Here is a 15,878-nt window from a genome sequence, read left to right on the forward strand (position 1 = left end):
TACAGGCTCGCGAATACCGTCGATATCTACGGGAGGAGCGGCGATAAAGGCGATGATGAAGCAGGTGGTGGCGGTGAGCAGGGTGGGGATCATGATCACACCGAACCAACCGATGTATAAACGGTTGTTGGTGCTGGTGATCCACTGACAGAACTGCTCCCACAGGGAAGCGCTCTCGCGCTGTTGTAGAGTGGTGGTCATTGGTTTATGATTCCTATTAAGTTATCGAGGTACGATTGATGATGTCTCTATCTTAGAGAGTTTGTAACGGTTTGTAAAGGGGTTTGAAACTATTGTTACTTATACCATTGATAAGCTGAGGTTATGAAAAACCCTAGATCTCGAACTTAGGTTAGACTAAAAAGGGAAATTTAATCATAATGGCGGTTGTCATGACTATGGTAGAAAAAGTTCGTAAAACCGAGGCGGAATGGCAGGACCAGCTAACTCCCGAACAGTTCCAAGTTACTCGCAAAAAGGGAACAGAACGGGCTTTTACGGGTAAATATCACGATAATAAAGAAAAAGGTATTTACAAATGTGTCTGCTGTGGTACGGAGTTATTTACTTCTGACAGCAAGTATGATTCGGGTACTGGTTGGCCGAGTTTCTGGACCGCTACTAACGAGGCTAATATTAAGTACGAACGAGATGTTAGTTTTTTCATGGTGCGGACAGAGATTGTTTGTGCCACCTGTGATGCTCATCTCGGTCACGTTTTTAATGATGGTCCACCCCCGACGGGAAAACGCTATTGTCTCAACTCTGCCGCTTTGCAGTTTGAAAAAAATCCCTAAAGCAAAAAGAGGTCTGGAAAGACCTCTTTTTTTAAGTTCCAGTGGCAGCCAATTACAGTAAACCTGTATTAGTTCCAGGTTTGCCGGTAGCTAACTGCACTTTGACAATTTTGCCGCCCATTTTCATGATGCGTTGTTGCTCACGAAACCAATTATCGTAGGGAACGAGTTTGGTGAAATAGGTATTTTGTAATTCCCGTTGTGTCCGAATGCGGCTTTGACTTGGAACACAAGCGGTGATTTTGAACATCCGCATGGATTGATTTCTCCTAATCGCTGAAAAACTTGTCGCTCAAACTAACGAAGGCTTTTTCCTAAATTGACATCCTCACCGCCGTAAACGGACGGTGATTCCTCACCACGCCACCTTTTTAGGGTGGTCGCGTCAATGGGGTTGACGCTTCACCGAAAAACGCTTAATTGCTTAAGTCTGACACTTTCGACCCGTCCATTTAAAGTCTCCGAATGCCCTTCGGCGACTGATTTAATTTTGGTTTATACATACCGACACAGGGTATGTTTTGCCTCTAGCATGGAGTTCCCAGCGGCCGTCAGCTTCCCCTTACTCATCGTCAACCCGTTGCAGGAATTTCAACCTAGTATATTTATTCGGTCGTATCTATGATAGGGCGGGTTTTTTAGACCAGTAAGATTTTAACACAAAGCCGCCCTAAAAGGGGCAGGGTTTTCAACCCAAATTTTCGATAACAAAGGTCGGGAGTCAAGGATCAATACTAGCTCGTCAAAACCTATCTTGGACAGATTCAGCCTTTAAAGACCTAGCACTCATCCTCGGCTTCCCGAACCCTATTTTGTCCGAGTTCGTTACTTCTAGCTTAAGCCAGAGCTAATGTAGTCGAAGTAAATCCCCATTTCTTTACCCGCATCAGCACCAACTAAACTAGCGGTGACTTCTTTCATCGCTTGGATAGCTTGAACAGTGGAGGAGATGGGTACACCTAAAGAGTTGTAGGTTTCTTTCAGTCCGTTGAGAACGCGCTCGTCGAGGATAGAAGGATCTCCAGCTAACATAGCGTAGGTAGCATAACGGAGATAGTAGTCGAGGTCACGGATACAAGCGGCGTAACGACGGGTGGTGTACATATTGCCACCGGGACGGGTTACGTCAGAGTATAACAGGGACTTAGCCACAGCTTCCTTAACGATACCAGCAGCGTTGGCGCTAATGACACTAGCGGCGCGCACGCGCAGTTCACCGGTGGCGAAGTAGCCTTTCAGTTTGCCGAGAGCAGAAGCGTCAAGGTATTTGCCTTGAACGTCAGCAGAGTTGATAACAGAAGTAATTGCGTCTTGCATGGTGGTTCTTCCTTGGGTTTTGCTTAATCTTAAGAGGTTTACGAGGGGTGTGTCTAGAACAATTCACAAAGGAATTATTCTAGGACATAGAGCCGATCACGTAATCGAAGTAGGAAGAAGCTTCAGAAGCATCGTCAGAAGACATAAGACCAGTAGCAACTTCTTTCATTTCGCGAACGCTTTGAGCTACGGCACCGATGTCGGTTCCTAAAGATTTGTACATTTCACGCACACCGACCAAACCGATTTCTTCAATCGGGGTGACATCACCAGCAACTACTCCGTAGGTGATTAAACGTAGGTAGTAGTCCATGTCACGCAGACAGGTAGCGGTCATTTCTTCGCCGTAAGCGTTGCCACCGGGGGAAACGATGTCAGGACGTTTTTGGAATAAGCGATCGCCAGCTTGTTTGACGATGGTTTCGCGAGCGCCGGTCAGGGTTTCGGCGATGCGTAAACGAGCGGCACCACTGCCAACGAAGGCTTTAATTCTGTCTAGTTCGCCGGGGCTGAGGTAACGAGCTTCAGCATCAGCATTCACGATCGATTTCGTGACGATACTCATTGATGGATTCCTCCCAACTAAGTGAGATTAATAAACTTAATCTGACATTTTATAGCAGTTGTGGTCACTACGCTCAAGTTATCTCGTTTCCGCCTCAGCGTCTCAAGACTTCCCTAGCTAGAGCGACCTAACGCAACTATTTTGCGGCATCTGGTTCACCTTCTCACTATTTTCGTAATACTTTTTAACATTTGCCCGAAGAAGGGAGGACCAGAGTGGGGTGTGGGGAGTGGGGTGTGGGGAGTGGGGTGTGGGGTGTGGGGTGTGGGGTGTGGGGAGAATAAATAAAAATAATCTCCTGACGACCGACGACCGACGACCGACGACTGATTTAACCTAGCCAATTAATTGCCCCTTTAATCCAGTCTTCCGGCTGAGTATTTTTACTAAATAAAGCATCTTGACTGAGGACTGCCATAGCTCGATCGATCTCCTCCTGGCTGTATCCTAAAGCTAAAAGGGTCATCTGCACATCTTCAAGGATTGCCGCTGCCGGTAGTATTGCCGTGATTGTCGTCGTCGCTTCTCTTAGCTGTCGCCATGCTGCCAATTTAGTTTTTAACTCTAAAGCGATTCTCTCTGCTGTTTTTAAGCCGACTCCGGGGGTTTTGCTCAAAATTTTGGTATTTCCTGTCACTATCGCCACCACAAGTTCCTCAATCCCCAAGGTATCGATTAAAGCTAGGGCTAATTGCGCCCCAACTCCGTTGACGGAAAGCAGTTGACGAAACAAATCTCGCTCTGGGGCGGTGCCGAAACCGTACAATAAAGGCTGCTCCTCGCGAAGGAGTAGGTGAGTAAAAATCTGACGACTATCATTGTTATCTTTGCCGATGTCTAGGGCTAATCGCGAGGGAATTTGGATTTCGTAGGCGATCTGGTTTACGTCTAAAATTAAGATCAGTCGGTTATTGGGGGTTTTGATCACCTCGATCGCTTGTCCCCGTAAATAATTAATCATTGATTTAATTCTCCTACGAAAATAACCGAACCACAGGGATGACGGTTTTTACTCCCTGAAGGAATGCTGGGGAGATTTTCATTTTTGTTACAATTGTTAACAGAAGTGAAGGGCGTAATTGATAACCTAATCTTCTTGGCGTTAGTCCCCAATAATTGGAGAAGATACAAAATGAATGGCAACATTAGAGTCGGGAATCTCTTTGGAATTCCCTTTTATATTAATCCTTCTTGGTTCTTCGTTCTGGGGTTAATTACCTTAACCTATGGGGGAGATTTAAGTCAGTTTCCCCAGTTAACGGGAATCATGCCCTGGCTCTTAGGATTTTTTGCCGCTATTCTCCTATTTGCCTCCGTGGTTGCCCACGAATTAGGTCATAGTTTTGTTGCCATCGCCCAAGGGATTGAAGTTAAATCAATTACCCTCTTTTTATTCGGTGGGTTGGCAACTCTCGGCAGAGAATCGAAAACTCCTCTAGAAGCTTTTCTAGTAGCAATTGCTGGCCCTTTAGTTAGTTTACTGCTCTTCGGTATCTTCCTAATTATTGGTTCCAATATTAGTTTAAATGCGCCCATGGCGGCGATTCTTTCTCTGCTTGCCTATATCAACCTCGCCCTAGGGCTATTTAACCTGATCCCCGGTTTACCTTTAGATGGTGGTAATATCCTTAAAGCTATCGTTTGGCAAGTAACGGGTAATCCCAATAAAGGTGTTTTATTCGCTAGTCGTTTCGGTCAATTTTTTGGTTGGTTAGCGATTGTCATCGGTGCGCTATCAATTCTCGGAATCAGTCAATTTGGCAGTGCTTGGACGCTATTAATTGGCATTTTCCTTCTACAAAATGCTGGCTTTTCCGCTCAATCAGCTAAGGTGCAAGATTTCCTAAGTCGCTACAGTGCTAAAGATGTTATCTCTCCTAATAGTCCTGTAGTGCCGATTAATTTAACCCTGCGCGAGTTTGCTAATAATTATGTTATCGGTAAACAACAATGGTCTAAATTCCTAGTTACCGATAGCGAAGGTAAACTATTAGGGGTGATTAATGTAGAGGATCTGAAAACGATTCCCACTTCCCAATGGACAGAGGTAAATATCGGCCGGTTATTACAAACTAGCGAAAGTCTCAAACTGGTTTTGTCTAATACTTCCCTCCTAGATGTGGTGAAAATTTTGGAAGGAGAAAATTTAGCTCAAGTGACAGTGGTAGAAGAAAACGGCAGGGTTTTGGGATTAATTGAGAAAGCTTCTATCCTTACTTTTCTCGCCCAAGAAACCCAAAGTCAAACCGCTTAATCAGTGAGCAGTTATCAGTTATCATTTATCAGTTATCAGTGAGCAGTTATCAATTATCAATTATCAGTTATCAGCTAGAATCAGTTAGGTAAATGTAATTTTCACCTCAATATTGATGAATCAGTCTAATCGCTATCTGTTAGGATTTATCCTTGTTGTCGCCGCTTAATGTAACTTTAATTGCTCCAGAAGTTAATAACCATATACAACCAATGCTCGGAGGATCATCATCAAATTTACAAGCAAACAGATATTCTGAATTTATTAGTCTTGTAATTAATGCGAGCATTTTATACCTTATATACAAATGGTTTTCAGGAAAGTATAATTTATGAGTTATCAGTGTTAAGTTTCCGACTCGCAGAATTTTGTCTAGTATCTCCTGACTATACTGACTGTCGCATTGCTTGCCACAATTGCTCGTATTCTCGCTCGGTTGCTGGGGATAAAGGGTTTAAAAAATCGCTTTTTTTGATCGCTTCCGGATTGACAAGTAAAGGATTATTTTTAATATCTGGGGAAATTTGGTCGGGATTTTCAGTGAGAATTAGGGGTGATAATCCGGAGGTAAATAAAGAAATTTTAGTAGCGGATTCTGGTTGCCAACAAAAATCAATCCATTGCTCGACAAGAGAATTAGGAGTAGTTAAAACTGGTTTTACCCACACATCTGACCAGAGAGAAGTACCGGATTTGGGGACAACAACTTTAATTTTCTTATAGCGATCGCTCACTGGTAAAATATCATTAGACCAACCCACAGATAGCCAGACATCACCGAGTATCAGGGGTTGTAAATAATATTGAGAACTATAAAATCTTACCTGTTTTTGTAAAGCGAATAGCTGGTCTTTTAGTCCCATTACTTGTTTTAAATCACTAGAATTATAAGAATAACCCAATTTTTTTAGGTTTAAACCGATGACTTCGCGACGATTATCAATTAGGGCAATTTTACCGGTTAATTCCGGTCGCCATAGATCAGACCAATCCTGCGGTCGCCAGTCAAATTGAGCGAATTTTTCCTCATTATAGGCAATTACTGTCATTCCCCAACGGTAGGGCGCACCCCAGACTTTTCCCTCTGTTCGCGGTTGTCCTTGGGCATTGCGAGTCATGTTTTCTTGCCAACGGAGGGGCAGTTTTGACCAATTAGAGAGTTGAGAAGTATCTAGGGGTTGAATTAAGCCGTTGGTAATCGCTTTTCCTAGCCAAGCATCCCCTAGGGTGACTAAATTACCGATCGCTGGGTTTTGTTCCCTAAAAGGAATAGAATTCGAAAATTGTGAGGCTGGTTGCCCCTGATTTTTTAACCATTTTTCCAACAATTTTAATAGCTCTTTCAGCTGCCTTTCCGACTGAAAATTGACTTTTTTTCCAGCCATAGTTTTCCGAAAATCTGTTAGTAATCGTGGCGGAATCGAACCAGATAGGAGAAAAATGCTCGGCTCGCCGCTTCCAGAAGCGCAGCCACTTAAACCTCCCGCTAAGGCGATTGTACCTAATCCTTGCAAAAAAGAACGTCTGTTTAACATATCGCCCGCCGATTTTCAACTTCAACAGTAATAATTGCCAGTTTCTAGCCTTAAATTATTATAGGACGATTTTTAACAGAATGTAAACTAGGGAGTTTTGCCGCTACCGATTTCAGCTATAGATCGGCTTTGTTGTTAACTTTTATGGTAGAAAACTCTGATTTTGTCCTAGTTAAAGCTAGGATAGAAAGAGTAAGCTAAGGAGCGAGGGTATAAGACTATGTTAGACAATAATGACAATGACCAAGATTTTCGTTATTCTTGTCGTTGTGGACAAGCCAATTTTCAGTCGGTAAAACATCGATCAGGTATTTTATTAATCGGGGGAGCGGAAGGAGGTAAATTAGGAGAAGATCAGGCGACCACATGGTTATTGAATCGGGCTAAAGGCGGTAATTACTTAGTGTTGCGCTTTGGCGATCTTGGCGGTCAAGCTGATTGGATTTGCGACAATTACCGCGACCTGATCAACTCGGCGGCGGAACTATCAATTGATAGTCGTGAAGCGGCGAATAATCCTGATGTTATCGAATATATTCGTAATGCCGATATTCTTTTTTTTGCCGGTGGTGATCAAAATCAGTACGAGGATTTGTGGGAAAGCACAAAGGTGGAAACAGCGATCAATTATCTGATCAATGAGAAAAAAGTTCCCGTGGCGGGAACCAGCGCAGGAATGGCTATTCTGGGTGATTTTTACTATGCGCCTACTCACGAAGGAGTACTGAGTTCGGAAATATTAAATAATCCCTTTCACTTCAACACCAAAGACTTCTATCGGAGTGATTTTATTCGGGTTCCTTTTCTCAAAAAAGTGGTGACAGATACCCATTTGGATCGACTCAATCAAGATCATCCCGAAACAAGATATGGTCGCCTTTTTGGTTTTTTAGCCCGCAATGTACACGATAATCACAATCAACTGCCCGCCTACGCTATCGGTTTAGAAGAAGGTGCTTTTCTGGCGATCGATGACCATGGTATCGCCAAAGTCTACGGCAACGGCACCGATAAAGGACAAGATGCCTATTTTCTGCAAACTAACGGGACTCTACCCGAACAGATGGAGCCGGATCGGCCTTTAATCTGGAATAATAACGGTCAAGCGGTGAAAGTCTATCGCATCGCGGGAACTCCCTCCGGCAGCGGTAAATTTGACCTCAAGGATTGGTCTAGTGCTGCTGGCGGTCGCTGGGAATATTGGTACACTAAAGGGGGAATAGCTGGGTTTAAGCGGGTTCCATTAGCCTGAAGGTCATTTTTGTCAAAAAAGTGATTTCTATGGGTGTTATGATTAATTTTGAGGCAATAAGGAGAGTTTTTTGAGCTATGACCCCTGAATTAATCACTTTTGGTCGGTATCTCGCAGGTGAATTTGAAAATCAACGGCAAGCACAAGCGGAACCGGTGTGGTACGTTCACCTGCGTTTATGGTTGCGTCCGCTGCCTTTATTTCGGGAAGACAGCATCGCACTTTTTGCCGAACAGGCCAGTATGATCAATTTAGACCAACCCTACCGACCGCGACTGTGGCGATTAACGCGCTCGGAATCGGCAGGGTTAGAGGTTAGGCATTATATGTTTAATGACCTGAAATCCGTGCAAGGTGCGGGCAAAAATCCCGATATTTTGCGAAAAATTAGCTTAGAAGACCTAACTTTCCTGCCTACCTGCACTTTAGCGGTCAAAGTCAATACTCTCGCTGATAATCAATACCAGTTTATCGCCCAACCGCAACCGGAACAGCGCTGTCAATTCACCTATGAGGGGACAACCTATCAGGTGGCTTTAGGTTTCGAGGTGACGAGTCATAGCCTAAAAACCTACGATAAAGGCCTAGATCCCGGCACTGGTAAGGGAATTTGGGGCGCTCTGCTCGGTCCCTATCAATACGAGAAAAAACGGGATTTTTCGGCAGAATTGGAGGTGTGAGGAAGATTGCATCACATTAGGTCAAAATGACGGCAGATGACACCGCAAAGAGCCGCTAAAGCGGTAATTCCTAAAGCTGTACCGATGTCTTGTCCTTGATTGACAGCAAAAGAAGTGACGATTCCCGCACCTAAACCGGCTGTGATTGCCGCTCCGAGAAAATCTTTATCCGAGTTTTTATACATAGAGATAAGGCCAAATTTCGACAAAATCGTGTTTTTTACCTTATCATCCTCTTTTGAGCAACTAATCACCCGGGGGCGGAATTGCAATTAAGCTTTAGATTTAGCCACGTTTCTTAACATTAGACCTCCGGCAAAAATCAAAAATCTTCCGTTAGGTGAGGAGACTCTGAGATAGGAGACGGTCGCCAGGAGGAGAAAAAAGACAATAGACAACTATCCCATTCATAAAACCTAAGATTATGTCAAATTTATCTGGTTTTTTGGGTATTTTGACCTGATAGCGGCTCGAGAACTTACTTTTGCAGGAGGTCTATTAAGTTGGGTAAGATAGATAGGAGGTAAAATCGATGAAATTAGCTAAAATCTCTTTTTATGGCTTTTTAACTCTGATTATCTCCCTTTTGCTAATACTGAGTTTTGTTAATGCCAGCAAAGCACAATCGGATACGGCGGTAAGATCGGAGTTAATTAGTCTCCGCAATCGAGTCGAGCGCCTTGAAAGTCAGATTCGAGGAATATCCATCCGCGGGGAAAATGCCGCTCCGATTCCCCAACGGCGATCGGGAACGGGTATAGTAAATGGGGAAGTAGTCGGGGAAAGTGACCCACTGTTCCAGCGTTTAGCCACTTTAGTAATTGAACTAAAGGAAGATTTAAAAAAGCTAGAGCAACGGGTGCAAATCTTAGAAAAAGAAACCGTTAGCCAGAAATCGTAGTCAATTGATGCTATAACGATCGAAAGTTAAATTGATCTCAACTATGCAGTTAATTGATTATGTAATTATCCTGCTTTATCTGGCAGGAACCCTAATAATCGGGATTATAGCCGAGAAAAAAGCTTCTCAAGGTCTAGAATCCTACTTTTTAGGTAATCGCAATTTGCCCTGGTGGATGTTAGGGGTGTCGGGAATGGCGGCTAACACCGATTTAGCGGGAACTATGGTCATTTCTGCCCTAATTTACGCCGTCGGCCCCAAAGGATTATTTATCGAAATCCGCGGCGGTGTTGTCCTAATTATGGCCTTTCTCATGGCTTTTATGGGCAAATGGAATCGCCGCGCCCAAGTTATGACCATGGCGGAATGGATGCAATTTCGCTTTGGAACTGGAAAACAGGGGAATTTTGCCCGAATTATTAGCGCCGTCGCCACTCTCTTATTCTCTATCGGTGCGATGAGTTATTTCTCCGTTGCGGGGGGGAAATTTTTAGGGCAGTTTCTGGGTATGGATGATCGTCTTGCTTCGGTGATATTAATTCTTTTAACGTTAATTTATACAGTCGCCAGTGGTTTTTATGGTGGGGTAATTACCGATTTATTTCAAGGATTTCTGATTTTTGTGGCGGTAATTTATGTATCGACAGTGGCCTTTTTTACTGTCAATCTTCCTGATAGTTTCACGGTAGCAATTCCGGGGGCAGCGGAGCCAAAAACTTGGAATTTAAGCGACTGGGCTAGTATTTTTCCTTCGATGACTTTGGATTTACCCGGAGATTATGCCATCTTTAATTTGTTTGGTGGGGTGATTTTCTTTTATTTAGTTAAAACCATCATCGAAGGTTGCAGCGGCAGCGGTGGTTATATGTTACAACGATACCTAGCCGCCAAAAGCGATCGAGATGCCGGTTTATTATCTTTATTCTGGATTATTCTGCTTTCTTTCCGTTGGCCGCTAGTCACAGCTTTTGCGGTTTTAGGTATTCACTACGGTTTAACTAAAGGCACGATTACAGATCCAGAAAGAATTCTGGCCACGGTGATTACTCAATACGTTCCCGTGGGGATGAAAGGGTTATTAATTGCTGCTTTTTTAGCGGCAGCTATGTCCACTTTTAACGCAGTTATTAACGCTAGTGCTGCCTATTGGGTCAAAGATATCTATCAAGCTTTTTTGAAACCAAATGCGGGAGAACAGGAGTTAGTTTTTCAAGGTCGTCTGGCCTCGGTTTTTGTGGTCGTAATTGGCTTAGTTTTGAGTTTTAATATCCAAAATGTCAATGATATTTGGGGTTGGTTAACCACGGGATTAGGGGTGGGATTAGCAGTTCCTCTCCTATTACGTTGGTATTGGTGGCGCTTTAATGGTTATGGTTTTGCTGTGGGAACTTTAGCGGGAATGATTGCGGCTATTGCCTCACAAGCGATAATTTTACCTTTCTTTCGTCACAGTCAATATCAGGAACTTATTCTCTTTCTTGTGCCGAGTTTGTTCGCTTTAGCTGGCTGTATTATCGCTACTTTGTTAACTCCTCCCACCGATATTTTAGTTATGGAAAATTTCTATAATGTTACCCGACCTTTTGGCTTTTGGGGAGAAGTCCGTCAAAGTGTTAAACCTAACCTACAGGCAAAAATTAAAGCGGAAAATCAACGGGATATCATCGCCGCTTTTCTCACCGTTCCTTGGCAATTAGTCCTGTTTATGATGGGGATTGTTTTAATCATTAAGCAGTGGCAAAGTTTGAAGATTTTGGCTTTGGTTTTTCTTTTACTTTCCATCGGTCTCTATTTTACTTGGTATCGACATTTATCTAAGGAAATTACCGTCACTAAAGACAGAGATTTAGGTTAGGCAGTTCAGGAGACAGGAGACGGGAGGCAGCTATCAGTTTTTTTCCTGCTCCCCCTGAATGGTTACTCTGTTTCTAGTTGATAATCCTGTCAATTTATGGAAACCCTGAAAATTTAAATTTTTGAATCGGAGAGTTATATTATGATTAAAATATCTATTTTAAATCTCAATATTATGTTAGGATTGTTAAATGCAGGTGTAACTATTTGACAGTCGTAGAATTTCGTAAACTATTATGATTGCGATAAAATTTTCGACTCAGCCCTAGATTTGATGATTAATTACATAAGCTTTAAAAACAGGATTCAAACACAATAAAGCGTTTTCATCTTTTGCCACTATTATTCGTCTGATTAGAGATTGAATTACTTTCAAAGAATCTGTATAAGCTAGAGAAGTTTGGTCGATCATTTCTTTAATAGAAATAGGTTGATTAAAATTTGCTAATTCTGTTAGCATTAGTTTCTCTGATTCTGTTAAACTTTGCAAAATACTTAATAAAGTCTGCTCTAAAGTTTCTTCGGCAATCGGGTATTTAATCTCCAAAAAGTCAGCAACCTTACCTAAAAATGTCTCTTGAATAAAACTAGCAACTAATTCTAACCAAAGAGGATGACCTTGATAACATTTAATTAAGGCTTCCCAACTGTCTTCATTTAATAGATTATGATGGCGCAAAATTTCTATGGCATCTTCTCCTAAACCTTCTATGATTAATGTTTTAATGAATTTATTTTTCTGCACCAAAAAAGTCGTATCAATAGGTTTTTCTTGACTCAACAACAGTAAACAGCTTTGATGATTGACTTCAGCAATGCTTTTAAACAATAGTTGATAATCTTGGTACTCTTTTTGATAATTACCTGCTAGTTTTTTAGAATCAAATAGACTTTGTAAATCATCAAGAATAATCAAACAGCGATGGCTTTTTATTAACTCTAAGAATAAATTTAATTTCTTGTCAAGACTTTGAGAGAGCTTTAATTGAGGATTGATAGAGGGTAAAATTTCACTTAAAAGTTCATCTAATTTTGGACAAAAATACAAACTTCTGCGAATAACATAATTAAAACTATTTTTGATTTTATCAACCAGTTTCAAAGAAAGGGTGGTTTTACCAATTCCTTTTAAACCTAACACAGTAACCAAACGGTATTTCTCCGTAACTATCCAAGTTTCTAGATTATTTAATTCGGCAACTCTCCCATAAAATTGAGTTATTTCAGGAATATGACCTAAATCTAAATAAGGTTGATCGCGCTGGATTTCAGAGTGATAATTATTATTATTGAGGGAAAATGGATTATGATCACAAATATGAACATTATTAAAAGAGACTAAATCTCGTCCCATATTATTATTTATAAAGCTATGTTTCTTTAAAACTGCTCTAATATTTGATTTAGTAATATCTTCCCCTAAAACTTCTGACAAAATTTTCCATAATTCTGAAGCACTATCTCGAATATGACCTTCACTAAGATGAGATTCTTTGGCAACTTCTGAGTATTTGTAACCTTCTAAGGTCCCTTGCAAGATAGTTTTTTGAAGATAGTCTAGATGTTGATCTGTTTTGGCAAAAACCAACTCATCTAAGAGATTTAACACCGTATTAGATAGATTAGCTTGAAACATGGACTATAGATTAGGTAAGTTTTTTACTTATTTTAGCTGATATTTCCGATATTTCAGATCAATTGTTTGGCTGTAAGTTCCGACTTTTCCGACTGACTAAACTCAAGACTACGATGTATCCTAAGTAATTAAGCAGTTTCCAGGCTTTATTTAGGCAATCTAAAGAAAATGTGTGATAGTACAGATTCTAGTATATCACAGTCAGGATGCCTAAAGCCAGTTTAGGCAATGCAGTCCAGGTCACACGATCAACCATTACACAAATCAAATGAGGAGGAAAAAATGACATCAAGTTCTAAAGAAAATGTCTTAGTTGACAACTGTTTTGGTATTGTAACGAACAAAAGACTTACCTATATGGCGAAGAAAAGCTGGTTTCGTGGTGGACGAAGAGAAGATGTTCCTCTCAAGCAAGTTGTTGCAGTTCGATATGAAATGGATAGGAAAGTTGTTGGGGGACTATTCCTTGTTGTTTTAGGAATTGTCTTGATAACTGTAGTAGTGGGTATTATTCCCTTGATTTTTGGTGTTCTATTGATGTGGGGATCTCCAACGGTAAGTGTGGTTACGGCCGGAGGAACAGCAACTCCTGTCACTGGATGGCCATGGCAAAAATCAGAAGCAGAAGCGTTTGTAAATGCTGTACATGGTCAATTATTCGGTGAGTAAATCGAGTGCACAAATTGTCAAAATTTACCCAACCTTTTTGATACTTTGATAATTTCATAAATTGGTAAAGTTAGCTGGAGAATTTTTTATGGATTTGGCAAATGGTTTGCTAATAATGCCTCATTACTTGAGTTGTTTAATTTCATATTTCTTTTTCTTCTATGGTGTATTACTTGCTGTTGTTGGGTTATTTGCACGGGAATTAGTTGCCCAAGTCTTTCTAAATTGGCATATACTTATAGTAATATTTTTTCAGTTTCTTTTACAGATGTTTTTAAACCAATCATCACAGGAACAACTTCTGATGACTTTGGCCAGAGACATTGCATTATTGGCTTTCGGAATGTTACCAAGTATAGCGCCTACCAGTAATTTTCAAGAGGGTCTTCTCGTTTTTGTAATTTCGGGATTTTTTATGGTCGGAATCCTTGACTCAGAAGTAGTTAAGAGTTGTGGTACTTTCGAGCAATTGCTTGAAATGTTTGGTCGCTAAATAATATAGATTTTTAAGATTTACTCAATCTTGCTGATACTTTCATGACTTTAGAGATTTACAAACTTAGCTGGAGAATTTTTTATGGATTGGGGAAATGCTTTGGGAAATGTTTACGATGGGATCGTAAAAGCTGTCTCTGTTGGGTTTTCATTGATGGCGATTTATTTGGGATTTTGGGGATTTTTTGCACAAGATGCTGGAGCAATATCCCTACTATTTATAGTAGGTACTAGCTTGACTATTCTAAGTTATGCTATAACACCTGTACTAGGCTTAAGTTTAGATATATCTGCAATTTTAACTGATTTATTGCTTGTTATAGTATCATATTTTGTGGCACATCTTTTTTTATCTGGTGCTTCTTCATATTTCGGAGTTCCCTATTCACCATTTCTTGTTAATATAATGTTTTTTGGAGCTATCGTTATGGTTAATCTTCGCCGAATAGCGGAGGTAACTTGTTTACCACAACTTGCACAAATATTCAGTTTTTCTATTAATCATTGCCTACGCTAATTTTTTTATGACGAATATTTATGTATTCTAATGATAACAAAAGCTCCATATTTAAGGCTTTAACTAAAGATTACTTTGTTATAAACATCTGCCATCTCTACCTCAATCCTCAAAGATTTTAAAGGAACAATAATGTTAGTTTCATAAGCGGTAAAAAAACAGCGATCTCGCAGAGATACGCTTTGCGGTGCGCCTTCTTCTTGAAAATGTTCAATATAACATCGCCAATTGAAGTCTGAATTGGCAGTTATCAGTTTACTGTCTTCCCACTCCCCAATTCATAATTCATAATTCATAATTCCCCAAACCCTCACCGCTCAAGGAATTAGAAGTTTCACAGCATAATTAGGAGAGATACCTTGACTTTTGCGGCGGCTTGGGTTATGATTTTCTTACAATGGGACTGTTGTGTTTATGGTTAAGTGCTAAGATTTCCATTATTAGTAAACTGTTTTAAAAATATTTTCCCAAAATCTGCCAAAAAAAGCAAGCAAAATTTTGCCGTCAATTGTTAAGTTTTGTTAAGAAAAATAGCAAGAGCGGCAAGGAATAGAAATCCCTTACCGTTGACTTTGGCCGGACTCACCACTTCTTATAGGGTAAAAACTTACCCGACATAGTAATTTTAACGCGATCGCCTTTAGGGTCTTCCTCCTTATCCACGTCGAGGGTAAAATCGATCGCACTCATAATACCATCGCCGAATTTTTCATGAATCACCGATTTTAGTGGCATTCCATACACCTGCATGATCTCGTAGAAACGATAAATCAGGGGGTCGGTGGGGACAACAGGACCCAATCCCTTGACAGGATACTCGGTTAAGGATGCGACGATTTCGGTTCCCAGTCCCAAAGCTGCCACAATTTTCGTTGCTTCTTCTAGGGAGGCGCTCGCTTGCCGGTAAAAAACAGCGGCAATCCACACCTCATCTCGTCCTAGAATCGCTTCTAGGTCAGCGAAACTCAGGCCTTTTTCCTTCTTCGCTTCCAATAGTTTTGCGGTAATTTCGGGTATCATTGCTTATTTTTGCAGAATTTGTCTGCTTCTAGTTTACCTGAACATCAATTATATAAGTAAAAGTTATGACATTGATAAAAAAATATTCCTTAAAACCCCTTTACATAACTATAAAAAGCCGATAGTATTAACTCATGTCAAACAACGAACCTTGACAACCTAATACATACAGAAATTATCCAACCATGACTACAACTCTACAACAGCGCGAGAGCGCTTCCCTGTGGGAGCAGTTCTGTCAGTGGATCACCAGCACCAACAACCGTCTTTATGTCGGTTGGTTCGGTGTCATCATGATCCCCACCCTGCTCACCGCCACCACCTGCTTCATCATCGCCTTTATCGCCGCTCCTCCTGTAGATATCGACGGTATCCGCGAGCCTGTA

17 protein-coding genes and 2 pseudogenes are annotated in these 15,878 nt (G+C 41.1%); 10 read left to right on the forward strand and 9 right to left on the reverse strand.

Annotated features, from left to right (window positions below; genetic code table 11):
• Positions 1–201, reverse strand: a pseudogene (locus H6G48_RS12395) (photosystem II q(b) protein); the annotation flags it as partial.
• A 179-nt stretch (positions 202–380) separates the two neighbouring features.
• On the opposite strand from H6G48_RS12395, the gene msrB reads away from it, so the two are divergent.
• Positions 381–797, forward strand: a complete 417-nt coding sequence (gene msrB / locus H6G48_RS12400; protein WP_190722000.1) for a peptide-methionine (R)-S-oxide reductase MsrB — start codon at positions 381–383, stop codon at positions 795–797.
• Between the two features lie 52 nt (positions 798–849).
• On the opposite strand, the gene H6G48_RS12405 is transcribed toward msrB, so the two are convergent.
• From H6G48_RS12405 to ruvA, 4 genes are all read right to left on the reverse strand, one after another.
• Positions 850–1,053: a phycobilisome linker polypeptide gene (locus H6G48_RS12405; protein ID WP_002739162.1), complete on the reverse strand. Its 204-nt coding sequence runs from the start codon at positions 1,051–1,053 to the stop codon at positions 850–852.
• Between the two features lie 575 nt (positions 1,054–1,628).
• Entirely contained in the window at positions 1,629–2,114 is a 486-nt protein-coding gene (gene apcB, locus H6G48_RS12410) for an allophycocyanin subunit beta (RefSeq protein ID WP_002738786.1), read from the reverse strand.
• A gap of 79 nt (positions 2,115–2,193) precedes the next feature.
• Positions 2,194–2,679, reverse strand: a complete 486-nt coding sequence (locus H6G48_RS12415) for a globin family protein (protein ID WP_002739012.1) — start codon at positions 2,677–2,679, stop codon at positions 2,194–2,196.
• 331 nt (positions 2,680–3,010) lie between these two features.
• Positions 3,011–3,640: a Holliday junction branch migration protein RuvA gene (gene ruvA, locus H6G48_RS12420; RefSeq protein ID WP_190722001.1), complete on the reverse strand. Its 630-nt coding sequence runs from the start codon at positions 3,638–3,640 to the stop codon at positions 3,011–3,013.
• A 171-nt stretch (positions 3,641–3,811) separates the two neighbouring features.
• Here ruvA and H6G48_RS12425 point away from each other — a divergent pair, with 171 nt between their 5' ends.
• The gene (locus H6G48_RS12425; protein ID WP_423202541.1) at positions 3,812–4,933 is read left to right on the forward strand and encodes a site-2 protease family protein; all 1,122 of its coding nucleotides are present in this window, start codon (positions 3,812–3,814) and stop codon (positions 4,931–4,933) included.
• A 386-nt stretch (positions 4,934–5,319) separates the two neighbouring features.
• On the opposite strand, the gene H6G48_RS12430 is transcribed toward H6G48_RS12425, so the two are convergent.
• Positions 5,320–6,468, reverse strand: a complete 1,149-nt coding sequence (locus tag H6G48_RS12430) for a substrate-binding domain-containing protein (protein ID WP_190722003.1) — start codon at positions 6,466–6,468, stop codon at positions 5,320–5,322.
• Positions 6,469–6,688: 220 nt separating this feature from the next.
• On the opposite strand from H6G48_RS12430, the gene H6G48_RS12435 reads away from it, so the two are divergent.
• Positions 6,689–7,720, forward strand: a complete 1,032-nt coding sequence (locus H6G48_RS12435; RefSeq protein WP_190722004.1) for a cyanophycinase — start codon at positions 6,689–6,691, stop codon at positions 7,718–7,720.
• Positions 7,721–7,797: 77 nt separating this feature from the next.
• Entirely contained in the window at positions 7,798–8,400 is a 603-nt protein-coding gene (locus tag H6G48_RS12440; RefSeq protein WP_190722005.1) for a chromophore lyase CpcT/CpeT, read from the forward strand.
• A gap of 11 nt (positions 8,401–8,411) precedes the next feature.
• Here H6G48_RS12440 and H6G48_RS12445 read toward each other — a convergent pair whose 3' ends face one another.
• A complete protein-coding gene (locus H6G48_RS12445; protein WP_002791720.1) occupies positions 8,412–8,585 on the reverse strand; it encodes a hypothetical protein in 174 nt (57 codons plus the stop codon).
• A 347-nt stretch (positions 8,586–8,932) separates the two neighbouring features.
• Here H6G48_RS12445 and H6G48_RS12450 point away from each other — a divergent pair, with 347 nt between their 5' ends.
• Both H6G48_RS12450 and H6G48_RS12455 read left to right on the forward strand, forming a co-directional pair.
• Positions 8,933–9,301: a hypothetical protein gene (locus H6G48_RS12450; RefSeq protein ID WP_004163447.1), complete on the forward strand. Its 369-nt coding sequence runs from the start codon at positions 8,933–8,935 to the stop codon at positions 9,299–9,301.
• Between the two features lie 43 nt (positions 9,302–9,344).
• Positions 9,345–11,156: a sodium:solute symporter family protein gene (locus H6G48_RS12455; protein WP_190722006.1), complete on the forward strand. Its 1,812-nt coding sequence runs from the start codon at positions 9,345–9,347 to the stop codon at positions 11,154–11,156.
• A 264-nt stretch (positions 11,157–11,420) separates the two neighbouring features.
• Here H6G48_RS12455 and H6G48_RS12460 read toward each other — a convergent pair whose 3' ends face one another.
• Complete coding sequence (locus H6G48_RS12460) at positions 11,421–12,791, reverse strand: helix-turn-helix domain-containing protein (RefSeq protein ID WP_190722008.1); 1,371 nt, start codon at positions 12,789–12,791, stop codon at positions 11,421–11,423.
• A gap of 282 nt (positions 12,792–13,073) precedes the next feature.
• On the opposite strand from H6G48_RS12460, the gene H6G48_RS12465 reads away from it, so the two are divergent.
• The 3 genes from H6G48_RS12465 (at position 13,074) to H6G48_RS12475 (ending at position 14,472) form a co-directional block, all read left to right on the forward strand.
• Complete coding sequence (locus H6G48_RS12465) at positions 13,074–13,460, forward strand: hypothetical protein (protein ID WP_052275443.1); 387 nt, start codon at positions 13,074–13,076, stop codon at positions 13,458–13,460.
• A gap of 88 nt (positions 13,461–13,548) precedes the next feature.
• On the forward strand, positions 13,549–13,953 hold the full coding sequence (locus H6G48_RS12470; protein ID WP_147070115.1) for a hypothetical protein: 405 nt from the start codon (positions 13,549–13,551) through the stop codon (positions 13,951–13,953).
• 84 nt (positions 13,954–14,037) lie between these two features.
• Positions 14,038–14,472 carry a hypothetical protein gene (locus H6G48_RS12475; protein ID WP_044033973.1) on the forward strand — a complete coding sequence of 145 codons (435 nt, stop codon included), beginning with the start codon at positions 14,038–14,040 and terminating at the stop codon, positions 14,470–14,472.
• A gap of 582 nt (positions 14,473–15,054) precedes the next feature.
• Here the strand turns inward: H6G48_RS12475 and cynS are convergent.
• Positions 15,055–15,492: a cyanase gene (cynS, locus tag H6G48_RS12480; protein ID WP_012264521.1), complete on the reverse strand. Its 438-nt coding sequence runs from the start codon at positions 15,490–15,492 to the stop codon at positions 15,055–15,057.
• Positions 15,493–15,677: 185 nt separating this feature from the next.
• On the opposite strand from cynS, the pseudogene H6G48_RS12485 reads away from it, so the two are divergent.
• Positions 15,678–15,878: pseudogene (locus H6G48_RS12485) on the forward strand (photosystem II q(b) protein); the annotation flags it as partial.

It is taken from the genome of Microcystis flos-aquae FACHB-1344, from assembly GCF_014698375.1.
GTDB classification, from domain to species: Bacteria; Cyanobacteriota; Cyanobacteriia; order Cyanobacteriales; family Microcystaceae; genus Microcystis; species Microcystis aeruginosa.